This is a genomic window from Vibrio sp. SCSIO 43153 (assembly GCF_023716625.1).
Lineage (GTDB): Bacteria > Pseudomonadota > Gammaproteobacteria > Enterobacterales > Vibrionaceae > Vibrio > Vibrio rotiferianus.
This window is the reverse complement of record NZ_CP071856.1, coordinates 168,200-186,472: the sequence shown is the minus strand read 5'-3', so window position 1 is coordinate 186,472 and position 18,273 is coordinate 168,200. Positions and strand designations below refer to the sequence as shown.

At 44.6% G+C, this 18,273-nt stretch carries 19 protein-coding genes; 11 read left to right on the top strand and 8 right to left on the bottom strand.

All coding sequences use genetic code 11. The annotated features are described in order from the left end of the window. Positions 1–63: 63 nt before the first annotated feature. Both J4N37_RS17035 and J4N37_RS17030 read left to right on the top strand, forming a co-directional pair. Positions 64–516 (top strand): Xre family toxin-antitoxin system antitoxin, encoded by a 453-nt coding sequence (locus J4N37_RS17035; protein ID WP_252042868.1) that lies wholly within the window; start codon positions 64–66, stop codon positions 514–516. A 1-nt stretch (position 517) separates the two neighbouring features. Then, on the top strand, positions 518–988 hold the full coding sequence (locus J4N37_RS17030; protein WP_005447071.1) for an RES family NAD+ phosphorylase: 471 nt from the start codon (positions 518–520) through the stop codon (positions 986–988). 47 nt (positions 989–1,035) lie between these two features. On the opposite strand, the gene J4N37_RS17025 is transcribed toward J4N37_RS17030, so the two are convergent. Further along, positions 1,036–2,883 (bottom strand): acyltransferase family protein, encoded by a 1,848-nt coding sequence (locus J4N37_RS17025; RefSeq protein WP_045385277.1) that lies wholly within the window; start codon positions 2,881–2,883, stop codon positions 1,036–1,038. Between the two features lie 254 nt (positions 2,884–3,137). Between J4N37_RS17025 and nifW the strand changes: the two genes are divergently transcribed. Continuing rightward, positions 3,138–3,413 carry a nitrogenase-stabilizing/protective NifW family protein gene (nifW, locus tag J4N37_RS17020; protein ID WP_005441361.1) on the top strand — a complete coding sequence of 92 codons (276 nt, stop codon included), beginning with the start codon at positions 3,138–3,140 and terminating at the stop codon, positions 3,411–3,413. A gap of 148 nt (positions 3,414–3,561) precedes the next feature. Here nifW and J4N37_RS17015 read toward each other — a convergent pair whose 3' ends face one another. Together J4N37_RS17015 and gloA are read right to left on the bottom strand one after the other, a co-directional pair. Next, positions 3,562–4,662: an alkene reductase gene (locus J4N37_RS17015; protein ID WP_252042867.1), complete on the bottom strand. Its 1,101-nt coding sequence runs from the start codon at positions 4,660–4,662 to the stop codon at positions 3,562–3,564. 11 nt (positions 4,663–4,673) lie between these two features. Next, on the bottom strand, positions 4,674–5,060 hold the full coding sequence (gene gloA / locus J4N37_RS17010) for a lactoylglutathione lyase (protein ID WP_252042865.1): 387 nt from the start codon (positions 5,058–5,060) through the stop codon (positions 4,674–4,676). 254 nt (positions 5,061–5,314) lie between these two features. Here gloA and J4N37_RS17005 point away from each other — a divergent pair, with 254 nt between their 5' ends. Together J4N37_RS17005 and J4N37_RS17000 are read left to right on the top strand one after the other, a co-directional pair. Then, the gene (locus J4N37_RS17005; protein WP_029561114.1) at positions 5,315–5,716 is read left to right on the top strand and encodes a PaaI family thioesterase; all 402 of its coding nucleotides are present in this window, start codon (positions 5,315–5,317) and stop codon (positions 5,714–5,716) included. Positions 5,717–5,801: 85 nt separating this feature from the next. Then, entirely contained in the window at positions 5,802–6,272 is a 471-nt protein-coding gene (locus tag J4N37_RS17000; protein ID WP_252042864.1) for a GNAT family N-acetyltransferase, read from the top strand. 39 nt (positions 6,273–6,311) lie between these two features. On the opposite strand, the gene J4N37_RS16995 is transcribed toward J4N37_RS17000, so the two are convergent. Next, positions 6,312–6,749: a DUF417 family protein gene (locus J4N37_RS16995; protein WP_010452111.1), complete on the bottom strand. Its 438-nt coding sequence runs from the start codon at positions 6,747–6,749 to the stop codon at positions 6,312–6,314. Positions 6,750–6,896: 147 nt separating this feature from the next. Here J4N37_RS16995 and J4N37_RS16990 point away from each other — a divergent pair, with 147 nt between their 5' ends. Further along, positions 6,897–7,457 carry a phosphohydrolase gene (locus J4N37_RS16990; RefSeq protein WP_171358882.1) on the top strand — a complete coding sequence of 187 codons (561 nt, stop codon included), beginning with the start codon at positions 6,897–6,899 and terminating at the stop codon, positions 7,455–7,457. Positions 7,458–7,573: 116 nt separating this feature from the next. Here J4N37_RS16990 and J4N37_RS16985 read toward each other — a convergent pair whose 3' ends face one another. The 3 genes from J4N37_RS16985 to J4N37_RS16975 form a co-directional block, all read right to left on the bottom strand. Beyond that, positions 7,574–8,575, bottom strand: a complete 1,002-nt coding sequence (locus tag J4N37_RS16985) for an NADH:flavin oxidoreductase (RefSeq protein ID WP_252042863.1) — start codon at positions 8,573–8,575, stop codon at positions 7,574–7,576. 160 nt (positions 8,576–8,735) lie between these two features. Beyond that, a complete protein-coding gene (locus J4N37_RS16980) occupies positions 8,736–9,428 on the bottom strand; it encodes an SDR family oxidoreductase (protein ID WP_038896548.1) in 693 nt (230 codons plus the stop codon). 147 nt (positions 9,429–9,575) lie between these two features. Beyond that, a complete protein-coding gene (locus J4N37_RS16975; RefSeq protein ID WP_252042862.1) occupies positions 9,576–10,274 on the bottom strand; it encodes an IclR family transcriptional regulator in 699 nt (232 codons plus the stop codon). Positions 10,275–10,690: 416 nt separating this feature from the next. Here J4N37_RS16975 and mepM point away from each other — a divergent pair, with 416 nt between their 5' ends. From mepM to J4N37_RS16950, 5 genes are all read left to right on the top strand, one after another. Beyond that, positions 10,691–12,010 carry a murein DD-endopeptidase MepM gene (mepM, locus tag J4N37_RS16970; RefSeq protein WP_252042861.1) on the top strand — a complete coding sequence of 440 codons (1,320 nt, stop codon included), beginning with the start codon at positions 10,691–10,693 and terminating at the stop codon, positions 12,008–12,010. Positions 12,011–12,180: 170 nt separating this feature from the next. After that, on the top strand, positions 12,181–13,059 hold the full coding sequence (locus J4N37_RS16965; protein ID WP_252042860.1) for an AraC family transcriptional regulator: 879 nt from the start codon (positions 12,181–12,183) through the stop codon (positions 13,057–13,059). Positions 13,060–13,182: 123 nt separating this feature from the next. Continuing rightward, positions 13,183–14,040: a nuclear transport factor 2 family protein gene (locus tag J4N37_RS16960; protein WP_252042858.1), complete on the top strand. Its 858-nt coding sequence runs from the start codon at positions 13,183–13,185 to the stop codon at positions 14,038–14,040. 241 nt (positions 14,041–14,281) lie between these two features. Then, positions 14,282–14,842, top strand: a complete 561-nt coding sequence (locus tag J4N37_RS16955) for a fasciclin domain-containing protein (protein WP_045385013.1) — start codon at positions 14,282–14,284, stop codon at positions 14,840–14,842. A 272-nt stretch (positions 14,843–15,114) separates the two neighbouring features. Then, on the top strand, positions 15,115–16,674 hold the full coding sequence (locus J4N37_RS16950; RefSeq protein WP_252042857.1) for a methyl-accepting chemotaxis protein: 1,560 nt from the start codon (positions 15,115–15,117) through the stop codon (positions 16,672–16,674). Positions 16,675–16,747: 73 nt separating this feature from the next. Here J4N37_RS16950 and J4N37_RS16945 read toward each other — a convergent pair whose 3' ends face one another. Beyond that, entirely contained in the window at positions 16,748–18,241 is a 1,494-nt protein-coding gene (locus J4N37_RS16945; RefSeq protein WP_052447912.1) for an AGE family epimerase/isomerase, read from the bottom strand. Positions 18,242–18,273 lie beyond the last annotated feature (32 nt).

Genomic DNA, 18,273 nt, shown 5'->3' with positions numbered 1-18,273 from the left:
CGATTGATAATTGGGCTCATATGGACCATAATATTAAGACCATTTGGTCTATAGGAGCTCAGTATGGCAACGGCAACATTAAAAAGCTTTAAACCGAAGCTGCCTCACAAGGCAAACTTTTGGTTTATGCTGGGCATTGAAGATGCCGAAACCGGTCGTACCGATGCGGTTCATAAAGGGTTTGAGCCAAAGGTATACCGTAATATCGTCGAGCGTGTGAAGCTTTCTCAAAGCGAATTCCAACACGTCACATTGATCCCGGTGAGCACCATCAAACGTCGACTCAAAAACGAAGAACGCTTCAACACGCAAGAGAGTGATGCCATCTATCGTTTAGCTATGCTACTTAAGCTAGCAACAGAACTGTTTGATGATGAAGAACGCGCGCTAGGTTGGATGCGGGAAAATGTTTACGGTTTGGGGGACAAGCGCCCACTAGACATGGTTTCAACTACGGTTGATTTTGAAATCGTCAAAGATTTGATTGGACGACTAGAGCACGGGGTATTCTCGTAATATGAAGCTCTATCGACTGACTCAAAAGAAGTTCTCTGAGTCTCCATTTAGTCCAATCGGTGCCAAGCTATACGGTGGGCGATGGAACTCGAAAGGAACCGAAGCACTGTACTTTTCTCAATCCGAATCTCTCTGCTCGTTAGAAGTTTTTGTGCATGTAAACAACGATCCGGCGATCACCAAGCTTTACGATTTGTATCGTATCGAGATGCCGGAATACTTAATTGCAGCACTGGATGAAGAAGACTTACCTGTCACTTGGCGCTCCATTCCCGCTAGTGAATCCACACAATACATTGGCGACCAGTTTCTCAACGATCCGCATCCTGAGTTCGCTGCACTGCAAGTGCCTTCGACAATTTCTCCTCGTGACAACAACTACGTCGTCAATCCAAACCATCCCAAGATGAAAGACATCCTGAAGAAAGCAGAGAAGCTTGATTTTGCTTTCGACCCACGAATCTTCAAATAAAAAAGCTCAGCGTTTGAATTCGCGCTGAGCTTTCTTTTGTCATTGCGTTAATGCTGAGCAGTCAGCTGTTGATTGTCACTCAACTCCTTCTGATAGCTACTCAATACAATTTCTGCGCCTTTGTAAGAGAGGTGGCTTGCATCGGTGTACATGGCATTGTCGCTGCCCACTTTCATTGCGCATTTACCCTCTTGGCAGATGTAGTTAGTAAGGTCGACAAACTCCACATGTTCAAATTGGTCAAAGTACGCTGCCAGCGTTGCTACGTGATGCGGGTGTGACTGCTTCGGTGCAAAGTCACATTCATTGCCTGTGTTATCACCAAACAATTGCGCTTTCCATAAGCATTCGCCAATAGCATGCGGTGCAGAAGGTGTCGGACCAAAGACAACGATCTCTCTGTCTTCTAATTCGTTCAATAGATGGGTGAGCGACGCTTGGTAATCTTGCTTAGAGAGCTCTTTATTGAAGTTAGAAGAAATCACCACACGTCGAATCGAAGGCGTATCCCGAATAGTTTCGACTGCATCGGTGAAGAAGCTTCGACAAGATAGATTAGTGACTCCTGCAATCATGTCGACATAACCGATCGCACAAGAATCTTGCGTAAGCTGGACAACTCCCGTAAGTGTGTCATTTGAGAGCTGCTGAACAAAGACCATGCTGTGACTGTTACCCAACACTGCGACAGTAGGTTCTGAAGATGATGAACAAGTTTCGTTGATGGTTGTATTACCGTTACATGCGATACCGTAGCCATTGTTAACGCGCATGGCTTCAAAGAACGCACTGCGGTCTGGAAAACCTCCGTTTTTATGACCGACGACACCAAAAGCAAGCAGCGGCAGGGTAACGAATACAAGTGAGGCAGTAAGTGTGCTCATGCCGATTTTTTTGCGACTACGGAAAGGTTTTTCAATAAAACGCCAAGTTAGGTAAGAAAAGGCAAATAGAGCGACAAGGTAAAACGCTAGGCTAAAGTCTTGTCCGGCGGTCAGCACATATCGATAAAAAACCAGCAACGGAATGTGCCACAAGTAAAGGCTGTAGCTGATCAACCCAACAAAAACCACCGATTTGAGGCTTAGAGCTTTACCCAGCGTGTTGTCTTTGGATGAGAACAAGATGATAAGCGTGGTGCCAATCACAGGGATTAACAGCATGAGCCCGGCGCCATCTTTTGATTTGTCAAATAACAAAGCAGAGGCGAGAACTAGGGTTAAACCAATCATTGCGAGGGTGTTGTTGGGTTTGATGACGGCTTTACGCATCACTAGGGCAATCAGAGAGCCTGCTGCCAACTCCCAAGCTCGGGAGAAAATCATGTAAAAGGCGAAATCAGGATCACCACTGGCGTACCAAATAGTCATCAAACTTAGTGCAAATACTGCGATGAAGAAGGTGAGATAAGACATGAGCTTGCCACGTGCCAGCAACATAAGCAAAAGAGGGATCACAATGTAATATTGCTCTTCGACACCTAAGCTCCAAGTATGAAAGAGTGGGTTGGCTTGCTCTTCCAACCCGAAATAATTGTGGCCTTTGAGGTACAGCAACACATTAGAAGCGGACAGAATGGAAGACACAGAAAACTCACCAACTTCTTTATGAGCGTGGGGAAGGAACAACCACCAAGAGAGTAAATAACACACTGCAATAACCAGCAGCAGTAAGGGCAGAATCCTACGAATACGGCGCTCGTAGAAATCAGCAAGGCTGAATTGGTTCTTATCCAAATCGTTTATCACAATTGTGGTAATTAAATAGCCACTGATCACGAAGAACACGTCTACGCCAATAAAGCCACCAGCGAACGCTTCGATGTCTGCGTGGAAGAAGATCACCAATATGACGGCAATCGCTCTTAATCCATCTATTTCTGCTCGGTAAGTCATCATCATCTCTCCCTAGTCAACAAACTCACTAACGCAAAATGCGCACCAAAATTTGGTCGTTGAAAATCAGAGTGTTAGTGGCAGTTATGAAGATGAGAACAGTTTTGCAGGGTGACTTCTTATATTGATTTTCATTTTGAAAACAGCAAGCTTGCAGTTTCTAGCAAAATGACGTGCTACGGATGTAAATCAAAGATCAGTCGAACGGAAGTTCTTATACTCCAAGCTAAGTAAATAAACTCAGAAACGAGGCTATGAGCCAAAACGATATTCAAGCCAAGATTGCCAGCTTTACTTGTATCGAAGAAGCTTTGGATTACTTCGATATTGGTTTTGATAGCCGCTTTATTGATAAACACAGAGTGGAGTTAGTGAAACGCTTCAATGGCTATTTGATACTAACTAAGCCTGAAGATTGGTTTGCGGCTCGCCGTGCATTAAAGAACGCATACTGTAAGGTGCAACGCAGTTTACTGGATAAAACTACACGCTCAGCTTGTCGTGGTTGCACTTCTTGCCAGCGTCGTTAGAGAAAACTCTAATGCCAAAACCATAATGTCAGACAACACCGGACGCTAAAAAGAAACCCCGCAGATGCACTCAAACGCATCTGCGGGGTTTTTGTCTATTCAACTTGCCTATTCAAATAAGTCGGCTGAACTAGGCAAGCGAAACAATTTAGTTTGCTTGGTAAGTTGGGTAATCCAACAGACCTTTTTCGTTACCACCAAACAGCGTCGCAGGATCGTGAGCCGCTAGCGGGTAATCGTTCTTGATTCGGTTCGGTAGGTCAGGGTTCGCGATGAACGGACGACCAAAGCCAACCATATCTGCCAAGCCACTTTCTAGAGCTTCAGCCGCTTTCTCTGTGTTGTAGCGACCAGCATAAATGATAGTGCCTTTGTAAGCTTCACGAACGGCTGTTTTGAACTCAGCAGGCGTATCTGGTGCGTCATCCCAGTCTACTTCTGCAATGTGCATGTAAACAACGTTTAGCTTATCAAGCAGTGTCGCAGCAGCTGTGTAAGTTTCTACTGGTGTTTTATCTACAGTACCATTTAGTGACGTAAACGGAGCAAGACGAACACCAACGCGCTCAGCACCAATCGCTTGAGTCATCGCTTCAACCACTTCACCCAAGAAACGTAGACGGTTTTCAACTGAACCACCGTATTCATCTGTACGGTTGTTTGCTTCAGAATCGATAAACTGGTTTACAAGGTAGCCGTTTGCTGCGTGCAGCTCGATGCCATCAAAGCCCGCTTCAATCGCATTCAATGCCGCTTGACGGTACTCTTCGATAACCACTTTGATGTCTTCTTTCGTCATCTCACGCGGTTCTACCACGTCAACAAAACCAGGCTCATCTGTGCCGTTATCAATAAATACTTTCACGTTTTCTGCTTTTAGTGCAGAAGAAGAAATTGGTTGCTCGCCACCGATATTGTCAGGGTGAGTTACGCGGCCAACGTGCCAAAGCTGAGCGAAGATCGCACCGCCTTTTGCGTGTACAGCATCAGTGACTTTTTTCCAGCCTGCGATTTGTTCTTGGCTGTAAATACCCGGTGTCCAAGCGTAACCTTGACCCATAGGTGAAATCTGTGTGCCTTCTGCAACAATCAAACCCGCAGATGCGCGCTGTGCGTAGTACTCAGCCATTATGTCGTTTGCGACATTACCAGGTTGGCTTGCACGAGAGCGAGTCATTGGCGGCATAACGATACGGTTCTGAAGGGTTAGAGAACCAAGTTGTACAGGTTGAAACAATGTATCTTTCATGACTAACCTCGTTATTTGCTTGTTTGAATCAATTCGATTTGGTAACCGTCAGGGTCTTTAATGAATGCGATATGTGTTTCACCGCCTTTCATTGGACCTGGTTCACGAGTGACATTGCCACCAAGTGCTTTGATTTTGTCGCATGCAGCGTAAATATCTTCACAACCCAATGCCATGTGACCGAACGCATTACCTAGGTCATAACTGTCTGTGTCCCAGTTGTAAGTCAGCTCAATCGTCGCGCTGAATGGTTGGTCTGCGTTGCCCACAAATACGAGCGTGTAGCGGTATTCCGTGTTTTCGAAGCGATCAAGCTCGCTCATACCAAGAACTTTGGTGTAAAACTCAATGGACTTTTCTAGATCAGCCACGCGGATCATAGTGTGAAGAAATTTCATAGTTAACCTTCTTATCTCGGCTTGTGAGGCAATGTCGGAGTGACAAAGGCATTTCAACAAGCAACGTTGTTGAAGCTAAAGATAAAGTGAAGGTAATGAAACGTAAAATTATCGTTGATTATAATTTTGATAATGTATTTTTATAGAGGAGTGATTTATTTGACGTGCAAGAACAGTGTCAATTGGAAACAATGTTTACAGAGCGCTCACCGAAGGGTAATTGGCATATGCTAATAATTTTTAAGGACGATCTTATGTGTGAAACATTAACCTCCCATCACTATTGCGCAGTATGTTCCAAAGGAAACCCTTACTCATTAGGGGTGGAATACCAAACTCAAGATAAAAGCAGCGTAGTCGCATCATTTATAGTAAACGAACATCACCAAGGTTATAGCGGTTTACTGCATGGCGGCATTGCAACATGCTTGGTGGATGGTGCAATGACTCATTGTTTGCTAGCAAATGGAGTGAAGGCGTTGACCGCTCAATTAGAAATGCGCTTTCATGCACCCATTGAGGTCAGTGAAGAGCTACGTGTCACTGCAAGCATCGTGAAAGAAACAAGAGGCATTTTCCATTTGGTTGCAAGCTTGGAAGTCGGTGATGAAACTCGAGTATCTGCAACGGCCAAGTTCGTTCGCCCCAAACCTTAGATGACGGCTAATATCAAACTTTTGGCCGAAAGCGTGAGCGATAGAGTTGAGATTGTGGCAACGTAAAAGTAGCAAAGGAGGCAGAATGTTAGAAATTAGACGCTTTGAAAGTGGTGATGAAGAAACATTGAGAACGCTTTTCTACTATACGGTCAGAAAAATATGTATAAACGATTATACGGACGCACAGGTAAGCGCTTGGGCACCAAACATCTATGTAGCTGAAGACTGGAACAAGAAAATAGCGTTATTAAATCCATTTATCGTGTTACTTGATGGACAAGTTGTTGGGTACGCAGATTTACAACCAGATGGATATGTCGATCACTTTTTTTGTCACTGGCAACATCAAGGGAAGGGAGTTGGCACAGCGTTGATGCAGCAGCTAATCGCAGAGGGTGCGCGAAACTTCAACCATCGCTTATACGCTAATGTCAGCTTAACCGCAAAACCGTTTTTTGAACGTCACGGATTCATTGTAGCTCAGCAGCAGTCGGTAGATATCAGAGGGCAAACGCTGACTAACTTTTTAATGGAAAAGGATCTTAATAAATAGAGGAATTACCATGATTCCTCTATTTATCACGAGCCAATATTATCTGTTCTTTTCAATTACACTAATTGAGATTGCCAGAAATAATATATCTTTTACTAAGAAGAAGTTCGTTATTAAAATTCCATCAGACACTTTCCAAGTATTTGGTGTTGTGATCAGGAAGCTAAGTGTAGATAGAAAAATTACGGTAGCAAAAACACCTGAAAAGAAGCCGACCTTTCGATTTTTTAAACCTACTACCAATCCAATAGCAACAATAATTTCCACTGCGCCAATAAGGTTTGATACGGCTTGCACGGATATGACGGAGTACAACCACCCCATGGCAGGATGATTCTCTACTAATGGTTTAATGAGGTCTGCTTCAGTCGGAGTAAACTTGTATATACCGATCCAAGCTAATACCAGTGCTACCCCCAGAACCCCAAGACTATAGCCAATATTTCGTTCGCTAACAGCAGTCATGTTTTTTTGCATAAATGTGCTCCATTAATAAGTTACTTGGAGGAGACCTCTTTGCATAAAGTAAAATTTCAAAGATAATGAATGTTTTTAAAGAAAGTTCTTCGGCATCTGTACAGAGCGGGTGCTATTCTTGTTATTGAAAAGTAATAGGGGGGCAGCATGGAAAATATCGAAATTAAATTGGAGCGTCCACGCGTCGAATTGCTGTTTGCCAAATATAAAGATCAAATCGGAGATGACTTTCCGGGCTATCGTAATCATGTTTATCGAACCATCACTTATGCGATGCATTTCCTCGGTAATGATGAGCAATACGAGCAGTTAGTTGAAACGGCATTTGTTTATCATGACATTGGTTTGTGGACTGACCATGAATTGGCTTATCTCGAACCCTCTGAAGCCGTGGCGTTGGCAGATAATGAACACTTTGAGTGGGGGTTAGATCCTGATGCTTTGCGCGGTGCGATTCATTGGCACCATAAGATTTCGCCTTATAAAGGGCCGCACCAGAAAGTCATCGAAGCATGCCGAAAAGCAGACTGGATTGATGCAACCAAAGGCAGCGTTCGTAAGGGGTTGAGTAAAGAAGTCATTGCAGAAGTGGAAGCGGCATTTCCAAACTTGGGCTTTCATGACACTTTGCTTCGCCTTGCAAAAGACTATAGCGGTTCAACGCTCGTAGGCGGCGTTAAAGTGACGCTGGGTATCGTTAAGTGGTAAATCCTCTACTGCCCTTAACCGTGAATAAATAGTAAGCGCGAAAATATAGATAACCACGAAAACAAAAATGCCGAGGTGATGCAGCTCACTTCGGCATTTGTTTTTTGAATAGGGGGTTATGCGCTGACTTCTTGCTGCATGATTTGCTGGTTGAAAGCGAGAGGGTCTTTCAAGATGGCACGCCCAACAGCTGCCAAATCGAGCCAGCCACTAGTTACAGCTTGGTCGATGTATTCTGCGCTTTCAATTCCACCAACACCAATGATAGGAACCCCCAAGTCCGCTTGCTTGAGGAAGGTGGACTCCGATACCAGATAGCCTTCTCCACGGCGATCTTTAGGACGATTCCATCCACCAATGCCAGATGACACATCAATGATGTCTATGCCTGCTTTAATCAGCAACTGGCACACTTCTACCATGTCTTCTTGGGTTAATCCTTCTGGGTAAAGGTCTTGACCGGGGATTCGCACCATCACCCCAATGTTGCTATTGGCTTTGATTGCTTCGATGATCTCGACCACCAAACGAGTGCGGTTTTCTAATGAGCCACCGTATTGATCATCACGTTGGTTTGTTACTGGAGAAAGAACTTGGTTCAAGCCATAACCGTGGGCACAGTGCAGTTCGACAAAATCAAACCCAGCCTTGTCGGCACGAAGCGCAGCATCGATAAAGTTCTGACGCCAAACAAGCATGTCTTCCAATGTCATTGCTTTTGGTTGTGGTAGCACGCGATCGTAAGCGGGAACGGTTATGCCGGAAGGTCCCATTAAATCAGGGCATACCTCTAACTGTGCTTTACCGCCGCAATGCGTGATCTGAAAGCCTGCTTTTGCACCGCGAGCATGAATGACTTTTGCGATCGCTTGCATTCCCTCGATGCAGTCATCGCTGTGTGCACCTAACTGGTTCGGTTCACTTCGGCCGGGAAAAGCCACAAAGCTGTATTCCACCATCACAAGACCTGCACCCGATTGCGCCAGTTTGTCATAGTGTTGAATAGTGGTTTGGGTGGCAATGCCATCGGTTGTCGCGGTTTGAGAGGCCATCGGTGGCACAACCAAACGGTTGTTGAGTTGGTGTTTCGCGACGTTCAATGGAGTAAAGCGAGTCATACGATCCCTCGTGTTCTGTTTGTTAAGGTGGCTATTCTAAGTCAGATATTTTTATTGATTAAGTTAAAACTAAGAATTTGTCGTTCAGGCTTATAATCAAAAAGCAGCTAATTTAAGCCGCTTTTCAATAGGTTGTGTTACGTGGAGATTCTTTTTCAGATCACCATTCAATGCTTGAACCATCGAATACTCGGAAGCTGCCAGATTCTTCTAGTGTTAAGTTTGACGCCACATTAATAATGCCAGACACACTTTGTTCGGCGGTAAAGGTCGCGTCTTTGCCACCCATATCGGTTTGTACCCAGCCCGGATGAACCGCCAATGTTTTCACTTCTTTCTCGCGCAGGTTTTGCGCTGCTGATACCAGAATTTGGTTCAGTGCCGCTTTAGACGTACGGTAGCTGTACATGTTGCCTGAGCTGTTATCACCAAGGCTTGCGACGCGAGTCGAGATACCGACGATGGTTTTGAGTTCACTAGCTGCAACGTTGTCTTGCAGTGCTTGGATGAGTAGTGCAGGAGCAACGGTATTGATGGTTAGCACTTCTAGCCATTTAGCTTGTGTCATTTCACCGAGTTTTGCGCAATCGTCACCAAGCACGCCTGCATTTAGGATCAAGTGGTCGATAGGGCGGCCATTCAGACTATCTGCTAGTGCATTGATGTCGGATTCTTTTGTTACATCGAGCGTTAATGGCTCAATGTTGTCGTTATTTTTTGCTAGTTCATTCAGTGCATTTGCTGATTCTGGCGCGCGACAGGCGGCTAGCACATGCCAGCCTTTGTTTGCGTATTGACGAACAAACTCCAAACCAAGACCACGATTTGCGCCAGTGATTAAAACAGTAGACATAGGGGACTCCTAAACATTCATTGAGTATGTGGTGAGTTTAAGAGTGAACCGGAACAAAATGCGTCATAAAGGGAACAAACACAGCAAGATTCGACAATGTCGAATTCAACAAGTTAAGTGGCTATTTTTCAGAAGAAAGGAAGCGTGTTAGCGTTTCAAAAAGACAGACGCAAAGTGAATTAAGCGCTGCTGGTTTAGCTCTTTTGTATGACCGCTAACTCCCGCGACGGCAACGAGCTCTCCCTCAAGATAGAGCGGGATGGCAAGGCAGTTTAAGTTCGGTTCCGCTTCTTCTAAGTCCAACGCATAACCATTGTCGGCAACCACGTTCAGTTCTTTCTCTAACGACGGGGAGAGTTGGTCTTGCAAGCGCAAGCGTCGTCGGAGTTCCTCATCAAAGGCCAAAAAGACTTTACCAATTGCAGAGGTAGTTAGCCCCTCACGTTTGCCGCGTGGGCTGCGGATCGTTAGTGGGTTATCTCGTTCGATGGCATCCAGATAAAGGTATTCCTGCGCGCCACTTTGAACAGCAAGATAGGCGGTGTTATCTGTCAACTGTGCCATCTTCTTCAAAAGAGAAGCAAAGTGCCGACGAATCGATTCGTCCTTTTGCTCAAGTGACTTGGAGAGATCACGAAATCGCAGTCCCAATGTGTAGCCCTGTTTTACTCGAGAAACGTATCCCAACTCACTCATGGTCGCGAGTAAACCGTGCACCGTGGTTTTATTAAGCACGACAGCTTCACTGACTTGCTGTAATGACATAGGCGCATTATGTAAAGAAAGCGCTTCTAGAATGGTAAAGCTTCGCTCAACGGATTGAATTCTTTTGGGTTCTTTGGGCATGTTTTTACTCGGATAACGATGTGAGAAATATGAAGGAATAAAACCTGAGAATAGCTTCTCTTGTTAAATTAGAAAAGCCCCACGATCTGTCCATCGTTGGGCTTGTAAGTATTAGAAACTTTGGTTGCTCTTTTATCTTAGTTAGGCTTTAACAGAGTTGAACCTCAACCATCGAGATCTAAATGAACAACCTAATCGTGTCTAGATGTGTTTCATATTCGGGCAAAACCTCTGTAATAGAAAAACTTACTGAGAGGTAAAAGGAGTTTACCTTTCAGTAAGGTTTATTTAAGCAAAATAGGCGCTTAGCGAGACTAGAAAAGCTTAGAAACAAAGTTCTCAAATACGCAATGTTTAAATTTTGAGATTTAGATGTTATAACATAACAATTACTGTTTCCGATTATCCCAAGTACTATGAAGTTTGTTCGTTATTCACTTATTGGTGTTGCAGCTACTGCATTCTCTCTCGCAGCTTACCTCACATACCAAGCAGAAACGAAACCAGAAGAAATCACCATTAAGGTCACGCCTTATTCCGAGCTAGAGAGCGCTCACGTACATGAGGCTCAGACAGACGACACGACACCAAGCGCCAAACTGGTAACACAAGATCACGACAACATTGCGCGCATTCACTACTTCGTTAAAGTAGGTGACACACTTAGCACGATCTTCTCCTCATGGGGCGTCCCATACGAAACCACGCAAAAACTGCTTAAAGCTGATATAACTTCACTTAAGCTCGATACCATTAAGCCGGGAGATCATCTTGAGCTTATGGTTGATAGAGACTCCAAGACTTTAAAACAAGTTATTTTTCACGAGAGCCTCGTTGAACGCGCTATCTACACACGAAATGACGATGGCTCGTTTGCCTATAACTTTGTTGAAGAACCTGGTGAATGGCGCGAGGAAATGTACTCAGGTACGATTAACGGTAGCTTCTCTTCTTCTGCCCATCAACAAGGACTAACCACCACCCAGATTGCCAACATCACACGTGTATTGCGCGACAAAGTGAATTTTGCCCGTGAGCTTCGTGCTGGCGACAGTTTTCACGTGTTGGTAAGTCGTCAGTATGTTGATGATCATTTGACGGGCAACACGGAAGTGCAGGGCATTGCAATTAAAATGCATGGTAAAGACGTAGAAGCGTTTTTGGCTCAAGATGGCCGCTTCTATGATCGTGATGGGAACAGTCTAGAACAAGCGTTTAACCGCTACCCAATTGATAAGCAATACCGTCGTATCACTTCGCCATTTAATCCTAACCGAAAACACCCAGTGACGGGACGAATTTCTCCTCACAATGGTACTGACTTCGCGACGCCAGTTGGTGCTCCTGTATATTCAACCGGTGATGGAAAAGTAGTCGCGGTTCGTAACCACCCATACGCGGGCAAGTATCTAGTGGTTGAGCACAATAGTGTCTATAAAACTCGCTACTTGCACCTGAGCCGCTTTTTGGTAAAGAAGGGTGAGCATGTTAAGCGTGGACAGAAGATTGCGCTTTCAGGTGCGACAGGACGTCTAACAGGGCCACACTTGCACTTCGAAGTACTGGTGCGCAACCGCGCGGTCGATGCGATGAAAGCAGATCTTCCATTGGCAAGTTCGATTCCAAGTAAAGACAAGCGCGCGTTTTTAGCAAAAGTCTCAGAGTTTGATGATATGGTTGCCACAGAGCAAAGCGCGAGCCACGGAAAATCCGTCGAGGGAAAACAGGTTTCTTAATAGCAATAAACAAAGGCAGGCTTCGGCTTGTCTTTGTTGCTTTTGGAGTTGGGGGAATAGACAAATATTCACCACCTTAGCCGCTACCTAGGTAATGTGATGTGGTAAAGTTTGGTGGCACAATCCGATTTAAATTAGCCAAAATACAAGTAGTAACGAGTGGAGGGTGAATGCAAATACCAACCGTAGGCTTTGACCATAACAAATCGAATCAAGCAGAGATTGAAATCTTCGATCTAGAAAGCTTGCATGGCCAAGAGTACAAAAGTCATTCACCTCAAAAGCCGCATCGCATTACCTTCTTTATGATGGTTTACATCGAAAAAGGCAGTGGCGTGCACATGGTGGATTTTAAGCAGTATCCGTTTGAATCTGGCAGCATCCTCTTTGTTCGTCGTGAGCAGGTGCAAGCTTTCGATTTGTCCAACAAACCCTCCGGCAAAGTGATCATTTTCACCCAAGCGTTTTTAGACCAAGTGCATGCCAACATGCGTTTACCTAACTACACTCCAACGCATTTAAACCAAGCTCGTTCCCCATTATTGAACTTAGACGAAGCTACCTGCCAGAGTGCCAAACTGCTTATTGGTGAGGTTATCAAAGAAATTGAAAGTCAGCATTCCGACCCATTGATCGTCATGTATCTTTTCTCTTCTTTCGCTCTAATGCTGCATCGTCTTCGACCTGAAGAAAGGCACGATAAGTTAACCAAAGAGCAGAGCTACAAGCTTGCACGTTTCTTTGATTTACTCCAGGCGAATTATGAACATATCCGTGATGCGAACTGGTATGCGGGGCAGATGGGATCAACGTACAAAACGTTAAATGTTATTTGCAAGCTGGCAACCAACTTAACCGCAAAACAGATGATAGATGCGTTTGTCACGATTGAGATAAAGCGACGCTTGGTTGTCAGTAATGTTACCAGCCAACAGTTAGCTTTTGACTTTGGTTTTGAAGATGCGAGTAATTTTGTTCGATACTTTAAAAATCAAACTGATATGACACCAAGCCAATTCCAGAAGCAGTACGCCGAACCACAGTTATGATGTTGAGTATGAACGCCTTTTTGTGTTCATGTTCGATATTGACCATTTTTCGACGCATATTCACACAGACGAGTCTATGATTCATTTTTATTATTATTCCCAAGCCAATAAGAGGAAAATAATATGAATAAATTGACTCGCTTTTTCGCTAGCTCTGTCATCGCATCTACTGTTTTTGCAAGTGTTTCTTTCGCTGTAAACGCCGATGAGTTACCGAATCGAGACAAAGCCGTTGCCGTTATCTCAAGCATAGAAACTGGCGACCAAACGGCTATTTCTTATATCAACCCAAACAAGTACATTCAGCACAACCTTGCTGTTGCAGATGGTTTAGCGGGCTTTGGAGAAGTGATGAAAATGCTGCCGGAAGGCAGTGCTAAAGCAAAAGTAATTCGCACCATTCAAGATGGTGATTACGTTGTGTTGCATACCGAGTACGATTTTTTCGGACCAAAAGCGGGTTTTGATATCTTCCGTTTTGAAGATGGGCTGATCGTTGAGCACTGGGATAACTTACAAGACGTGGCGAAACCTAACCCAAGTGGCCGAACTCAATTTGACGGTGCAACAGAAATCACAGACGTAAATAAAACAGATGAGAATAAAGCCATTGTTTCTGATTTTGTTCAAACCATTCTGATGAAAGGGGACATGTCTCAGATCAGTAAGTTCATCGGTGAGAAAGACAGTGACTACATCCAACACAACGTTGCGGTTGCTGATGGTTTAAGCGGACTGAGCGTTGCGCTAAAACAATTAGCGGAAGCGGGTATGCCGATGGTGTACAGCAAAAATCATTTGATTCTCGGTGAAGGGAACTTCGTGTTATCAGTGAGCGAAGGCCAGTTCATGAACCAACATGTAGCGTTTTATGACTTATTCCGCGTCGACAACGGTAAGATTGTAGAGCATTGGGACACGATTGAGGCGATTCCACCGAAGTCAGAGTGGAAGAATGGTAATGGTAAGTTTGGTTTTTAATAAACCCTTTTCACCTTGTTAAGTTCTACTTAGAAAGAAGCCGTCAATATTAGACGGCTTCGGTGGCTGTTATAATGTCGGAAACTGGCGGCATAATAACATCTCAAACTTCTACAAATTAAACTAATTTCATAATGGCAAAAAAGTGCTATCGGTTTCGATTTAAAAAATGATCTCCGGCCTCAAGTCACCCGTAATTCTCGGGTGATAGCGTTTTTAACGCTAAGAAAGGAGACTGATAATGAACACTTTTAAATGCACACTCAAAAGCCTGATCGTAAGTATTGCTCTATTCTCACTATTCAGCACCAGCGCTCTGGCAAAAAAACCTAAATGGGCAGATGAAATAGACGCCAGTATCGTTGAATTCGCCGTTGGGGCATCGGGCGAACCGTTTGATTTTGATGATAATGGGGGTGATTTTGACATCCTCGTTGCTGCGCTCATCGCCACTGGAACCGTTGCTATTTTTGATGGCACTGAGTACACAGTATTCGCGCCTACTGACCAGGCCTTTTACGACCTTACAGGAACGTCGACCGATGCAGACGCATTCAATGCAGCCGTTGACCTGCTCGAAGTAGAAGGCGTGGCAGCGGTACTTGCTTATCATGTGACGCTTGATATTCGCAACTCACGTTCTGTCGTAAGAGCAAAAAAAATAAATATGCTTGATGGCAACACCATCAGTTTTGAAAATGGGTTGATCATGGCAAACAAGTCGGAAGCAGGGTTGGTCGATATTGATAACAAACTGAGCGATGGTATGGTTCATGTAATCGACACAGTGCTACTGCCTTAGCGTTAATAGCCTGACCAATAGAGATTTAAGTATGTAAGTAGCGACCTTTATGGTCGCTTTTTTCATTATGTCTACAAATTTATAAAGTGTGATGTTTGCTAAGCTTTTGTCTTTTATTATTAAAGTTGTTGCATTTTCTTCAGATAAAGTAACTGAACATTTACATCTAACGTCGGGTCTTCGATGGCTTGGCTTTCAGTTGTCAGTATCAAAGTGCAAGGCTTAAACACCCCTGTAGATGGACATTAATAAATTGCGTTGAGACAATCAGAATGAAAAGAATAATCCTATTAGCCGTTTGTGCCATGTTTGGCATTGCTGTCATGGCGAGTATGGCGTCGACCTATCTTATATCCAGTCAAAAAATAGATGACATCATCTTACACAAATCTCAAGTTCAAGCAGAGTTCCTAGCTGAAAATGCGGGCTATATTCTAGAGAACTCACAACAGCCATTAGAAGATCTACAAGTCCTTGTTGACGGTTTAAAGCAACGTTCAGATGTTAGCTATGCGATTGTGATTGATAGCAATGTTACGGCGGTTGCACACAGTGACAAGCAGAAGCTCAACAAAACATACGAGGATGACTACACGGTCGAAGGAGCAACGAAAGGCGTTCAGCAATATTCCAAGTGGTATGCGGATGTACAAGAGGTGTGGGTATTCGACATTATGGCGCCAATCTATGTAAATGGTCAGCTGTATGGCACATTCGATATCGGTATTCCAATTACTGAAGTAAGTCAGGCGACTAATGGCATCATTGCCTATCAGCTTGGCTCCATGATTGTCATATTCGTGCTATGCGCTGTTGTGCTCTCGTTATTATTGGGCAAACTGATGCAACCTCTATCGGTGCTTAAGAATGCATTAAATGATATTTCACAAGGCGATGGCGATTTAACGGTCCGCTTGCCGATTAAGGGAAGTGATGAAGTCGCGCAAATATCATCGGCATTTAATTTATTTGTTGAAAAGGTACATGGCATTATCTCTCAAGTCGTCAACACTGGGGTCGAACTTAATGGTTCAGCCATCGCGCTTCGAGAGCAGTCACAACAAGCTCTTTCGCGAGGCCAAGAGCAAAATGAACAAACAATGCTGGTGGTCACTTCGATGAACGAAATGATCGCAACGGTAAATGAAATTGCATCAAACGCAGCGGGCGCAGCCGGAGCGGCTAGTACAGCGACTGACGAGACGCAAGCGGGATATCAAACGCTCCAAAGAACAACAACGGCGATAAGCAATCTTGAAACAGAGATGAATAGTACGTCTGGCATTATTGTTAGCTTGGCTGATAACACACAGTCGATCGGTACTATTCTAGAGGTAATTCGAGGGATCTCTGAGCAAACGAACTTATTGGCGCTAAATGCAGCGATTGAGGCAGCGCGTGCGGGAGATGCTGGCAGAGGTTTTGCGGTTGTTGCGGATGAGGTTCGTAACCTTGCAACAAAAACCGCTCAGTCAACGGACGAGATTGATTCAATGATCAGCCGCTTACAAACAGAAGCACAGAATGCGGTGAACTCAATGAGCAACAGTAAAGCGTTGATAGAAGAGGGAACCACGGAAACGGAGTTGGCTCGACAGGCACTAGAAGCGATTTCTAAGCAAGTAATGACCATCCTTGACATCAATACCCAAGTTGCGACAGCGACGGAGCAGCAATCGACCGTGGCTAACGAGATCAATATGAACATGGATACAGTGAGTAACTCAGTTAAGCATGGCTTAAATGCGAGTCAGCAACTAGAGCAATCAAGCCAACAATTGGCCGAGCTTTCTCAAACCCTCGACCGCTATGTCGGTGCGTTCAAAATCTAACTAGCGTGAGGAAACAAAAGGCGACCAGTAGGTCGCCTTTTTTGCTGGCTAGTAGGTGATGGATTAAGAACGACTAGGGAGTAATTCCTGTAAACGTTACCGCTTGGCGCTTACCGTCGTCTACTAAACCAACGTGTTTAACCTTGCCCTTGAAATAGTATGGAGTGAAGCTTGGCATTGGCTTCTGTTCATTCGCATAGTATAAGGTGATCGGTTGATGGTTTAACGCACCAGATGTTAGCGTGCCGATTAACGCGTGTTCAAACTGATGATAACCATTGCCCCAATGGAACGCTTTGGTTGATTTTGGTTCGAGGCCAATGCCTCCATATTGATGATCGACCCATGCATCCATAAAGGTGCGAGTGGTGTATGGTAGTACGTTTCCAACCTTGCTATCTAGGATGGCAAGTGTCATTGCAGACTGGTCGAGCTCAGCCCACTCCCATGAAGAACTGCCATTAGAGTATGGCCGACTTTGCCACGCTGGAATTGCTTTGTTCGCCCATTCGTTTTGTAGTTCCGCAGAGAAGTAGTCGCTGACGGGGTCAAATGGGAACTGATATTCGGCACGTTCCAGAGTGGTTCTCATTCCTTCTATAGCAAACTGCTGCCAATCAGATGCTTGCAACTGTTCGCCAACGAGATAAGTCATCCAATACGCTTTGATCGTATGACCAAAGTCGTTGTGCTTAGCGTTGGGTTGCATTACCGCTTTATGATGAATAGCACCGTAGAAGCGCTGTTCCTGATCTGAGTGATAGTGCTCAACTAAGGTGTTAGTTAACCACTTAAGATCATTTAGCCATTGTGTTTTGTAAGGCTCAGGAAGAAGAGGCGCGACCAAAAGCATATAGCCATTAATTTGGTCCAGTTGCGCGACCAACTCATGCTGCTTTGCACTCTGTTCATCGCCATCTTCCAATACCCAAGCTAGGCCAACTTCATCGTTCACTTTGTAATTATCGAAGATAAACTTTTGCTGTTCGATAAGCACTTTCTCTACGTTTGGATCTCGTGTCAGGTAGTAATACATCGCTAGCCCAACGAGGGCATAAGCTTGGTCTTGTGACGTACGTTGCGTCCACTTTAAGCCCACTTGTTTGTTTTGCGTAAATGAGACAAAGCCGCCGTGCTCTTTATCTTGCAATTCGTTGATAAGGTAATATGCCCCTTTCTTAGCAAGCTCAAGAGCCTGTGTGTCCCCAGTTAGGTGATAAAGTACCCCATAAGCGTACGTTTGGCGTGACTTCATACGGGTGTATTCACGACCAAAGTGAGGAGTAATCCAGCCACGGTTTAATTCAGGGCAAACATTTTCCGTATCTAGCTTGCGGCCGTCGTTGCAACGGAAAGTAGGGAAGTTCCCAATAGGATCCCCGTAGGCTTTCTCATCCATCCAATATGGGGCTAATCCCTTTTTGACGTGGTTCAACCAAGCCTGAGTTGATGGGAAGCTCGTTGATATCGTTCTTTCTGGAATAGCGTTTTCACCTGTTGCCGCAAATGACAGCGTACTGGTGGCGAGGGAAAGCGCTACTATTAACGACTTTGTCGAAAAGTCCATAAAGCAAGTCCTTGAAAGAAAAGAAAGAGTAT

Coding starts and splice junctions, on each gene's coding strand:
- J4N37_RS16965 (WP_252042860.1), top strand. CDS start 12,181: ATGCAAATACCAACCGTAGGCTTTGACCATAACAAATCGAATCAAGCA.
- J4N37_RS16990 (WP_171358882.1), top strand. CDS start 6,897: ATGGAAAATATCGAAATTAAATTGGAGCGTCCACGCGTCGAATTGCTG.
- J4N37_RS16945 (WP_052447912.1), bottom strand. CDS start 18,241: ATGGACTTTTCGACAAAGTCGTTAATAGTAGCGCTTTCCCTCGCCACC.
- J4N37_RS16985 (WP_252042863.1), bottom strand. CDS start 8,575: ATGACTCGCTTTACTCCATTGAACGTCGCGAAACACCAACTCAACAAC.
- mepM (WP_252042861.1), top strand. CDS start 10,691: ATGAAGTTTGTTCGTTATTCACTTATTGGTGTTGCAGCTACTGCATTC.
- J4N37_RS16980 (WP_038896548.1), bottom strand. CDS start 9,428: ATGTCTACTGTTTTAATCACTGGCGCAAATCGTGGTCTTGGTTTGGAG.
- J4N37_RS16955 (WP_045385013.1), top strand. CDS start 14,282: ATGAACACTTTTAAATGCACACTCAAAAGCCTGATCGTAAGTATTGCT.
- J4N37_RS17005 (WP_029561114.1), top strand. CDS start 5,315: ATGTGTGAAACATTAACCTCCCATCACTATTGCGCAGTATGTTCCAAA.
- J4N37_RS17025 (WP_045385277.1), bottom strand. CDS start 2,883: ATGACTTACCGAGCAGAAATAGATGGATTAAGAGCGATTGCCGTCATA.
- J4N37_RS17000 (WP_252042864.1), top strand. CDS start 5,802: ATGTTAGAAATTAGACGCTTTGAAAGTGGTGATGAAGAAACATTGAGA.
- J4N37_RS16995 (WP_010452111.1), bottom strand. CDS start 6,749: ATGCAAAAAAACATGACTGCTGTTAGCGAACGAAATATTGGCTATAGT.
- J4N37_RS16960 (WP_252042858.1), top strand. CDS start 13,183: ATGAATAAATTGACTCGCTTTTTCGCTAGCTCTGTCATCGCATCTACT.
- J4N37_RS16950 (WP_252042857.1), top strand. CDS start 15,115: ATGAAAAGAATAATCCTATTAGCCGTTTGTGCCATGTTTGGCATTGCT.
- J4N37_RS16975 (WP_252042862.1), bottom strand. CDS start 10,274: ATGCCCAAAGAACCCAAAAGAATTCAATCCGTTGAGCGAAGCTTTACC.
- J4N37_RS17035 (WP_252042868.1), top strand. CDS start 64: ATGGCAACGGCAACATTAAAAAGCTTTAAACCGAAGCTGCCTCACAAG.
- nifW (WP_005441361.1), top strand. CDS start 3,138: ATGAGCCAAAACGATATTCAAGCCAAGATTGCCAGCTTTACTTGTATC.
- J4N37_RS17015 (WP_252042867.1), bottom strand. CDS start 4,662: ATGAAAGATACATTGTTTCAACCTGTACAACTTGGTTCTCTAACCCTT.
- gloA (WP_252042865.1), bottom strand. CDS start 5,060: ATGAAATTTCTTCACACTATGATCCGCGTGGCTGATCTAGAAAAGTCC.
- J4N37_RS17030 (WP_005447071.1), top strand. CDS start 518: ATGAAGCTCTATCGACTGACTCAAAAGAAGTTCTCTGAGTCTCCATTT.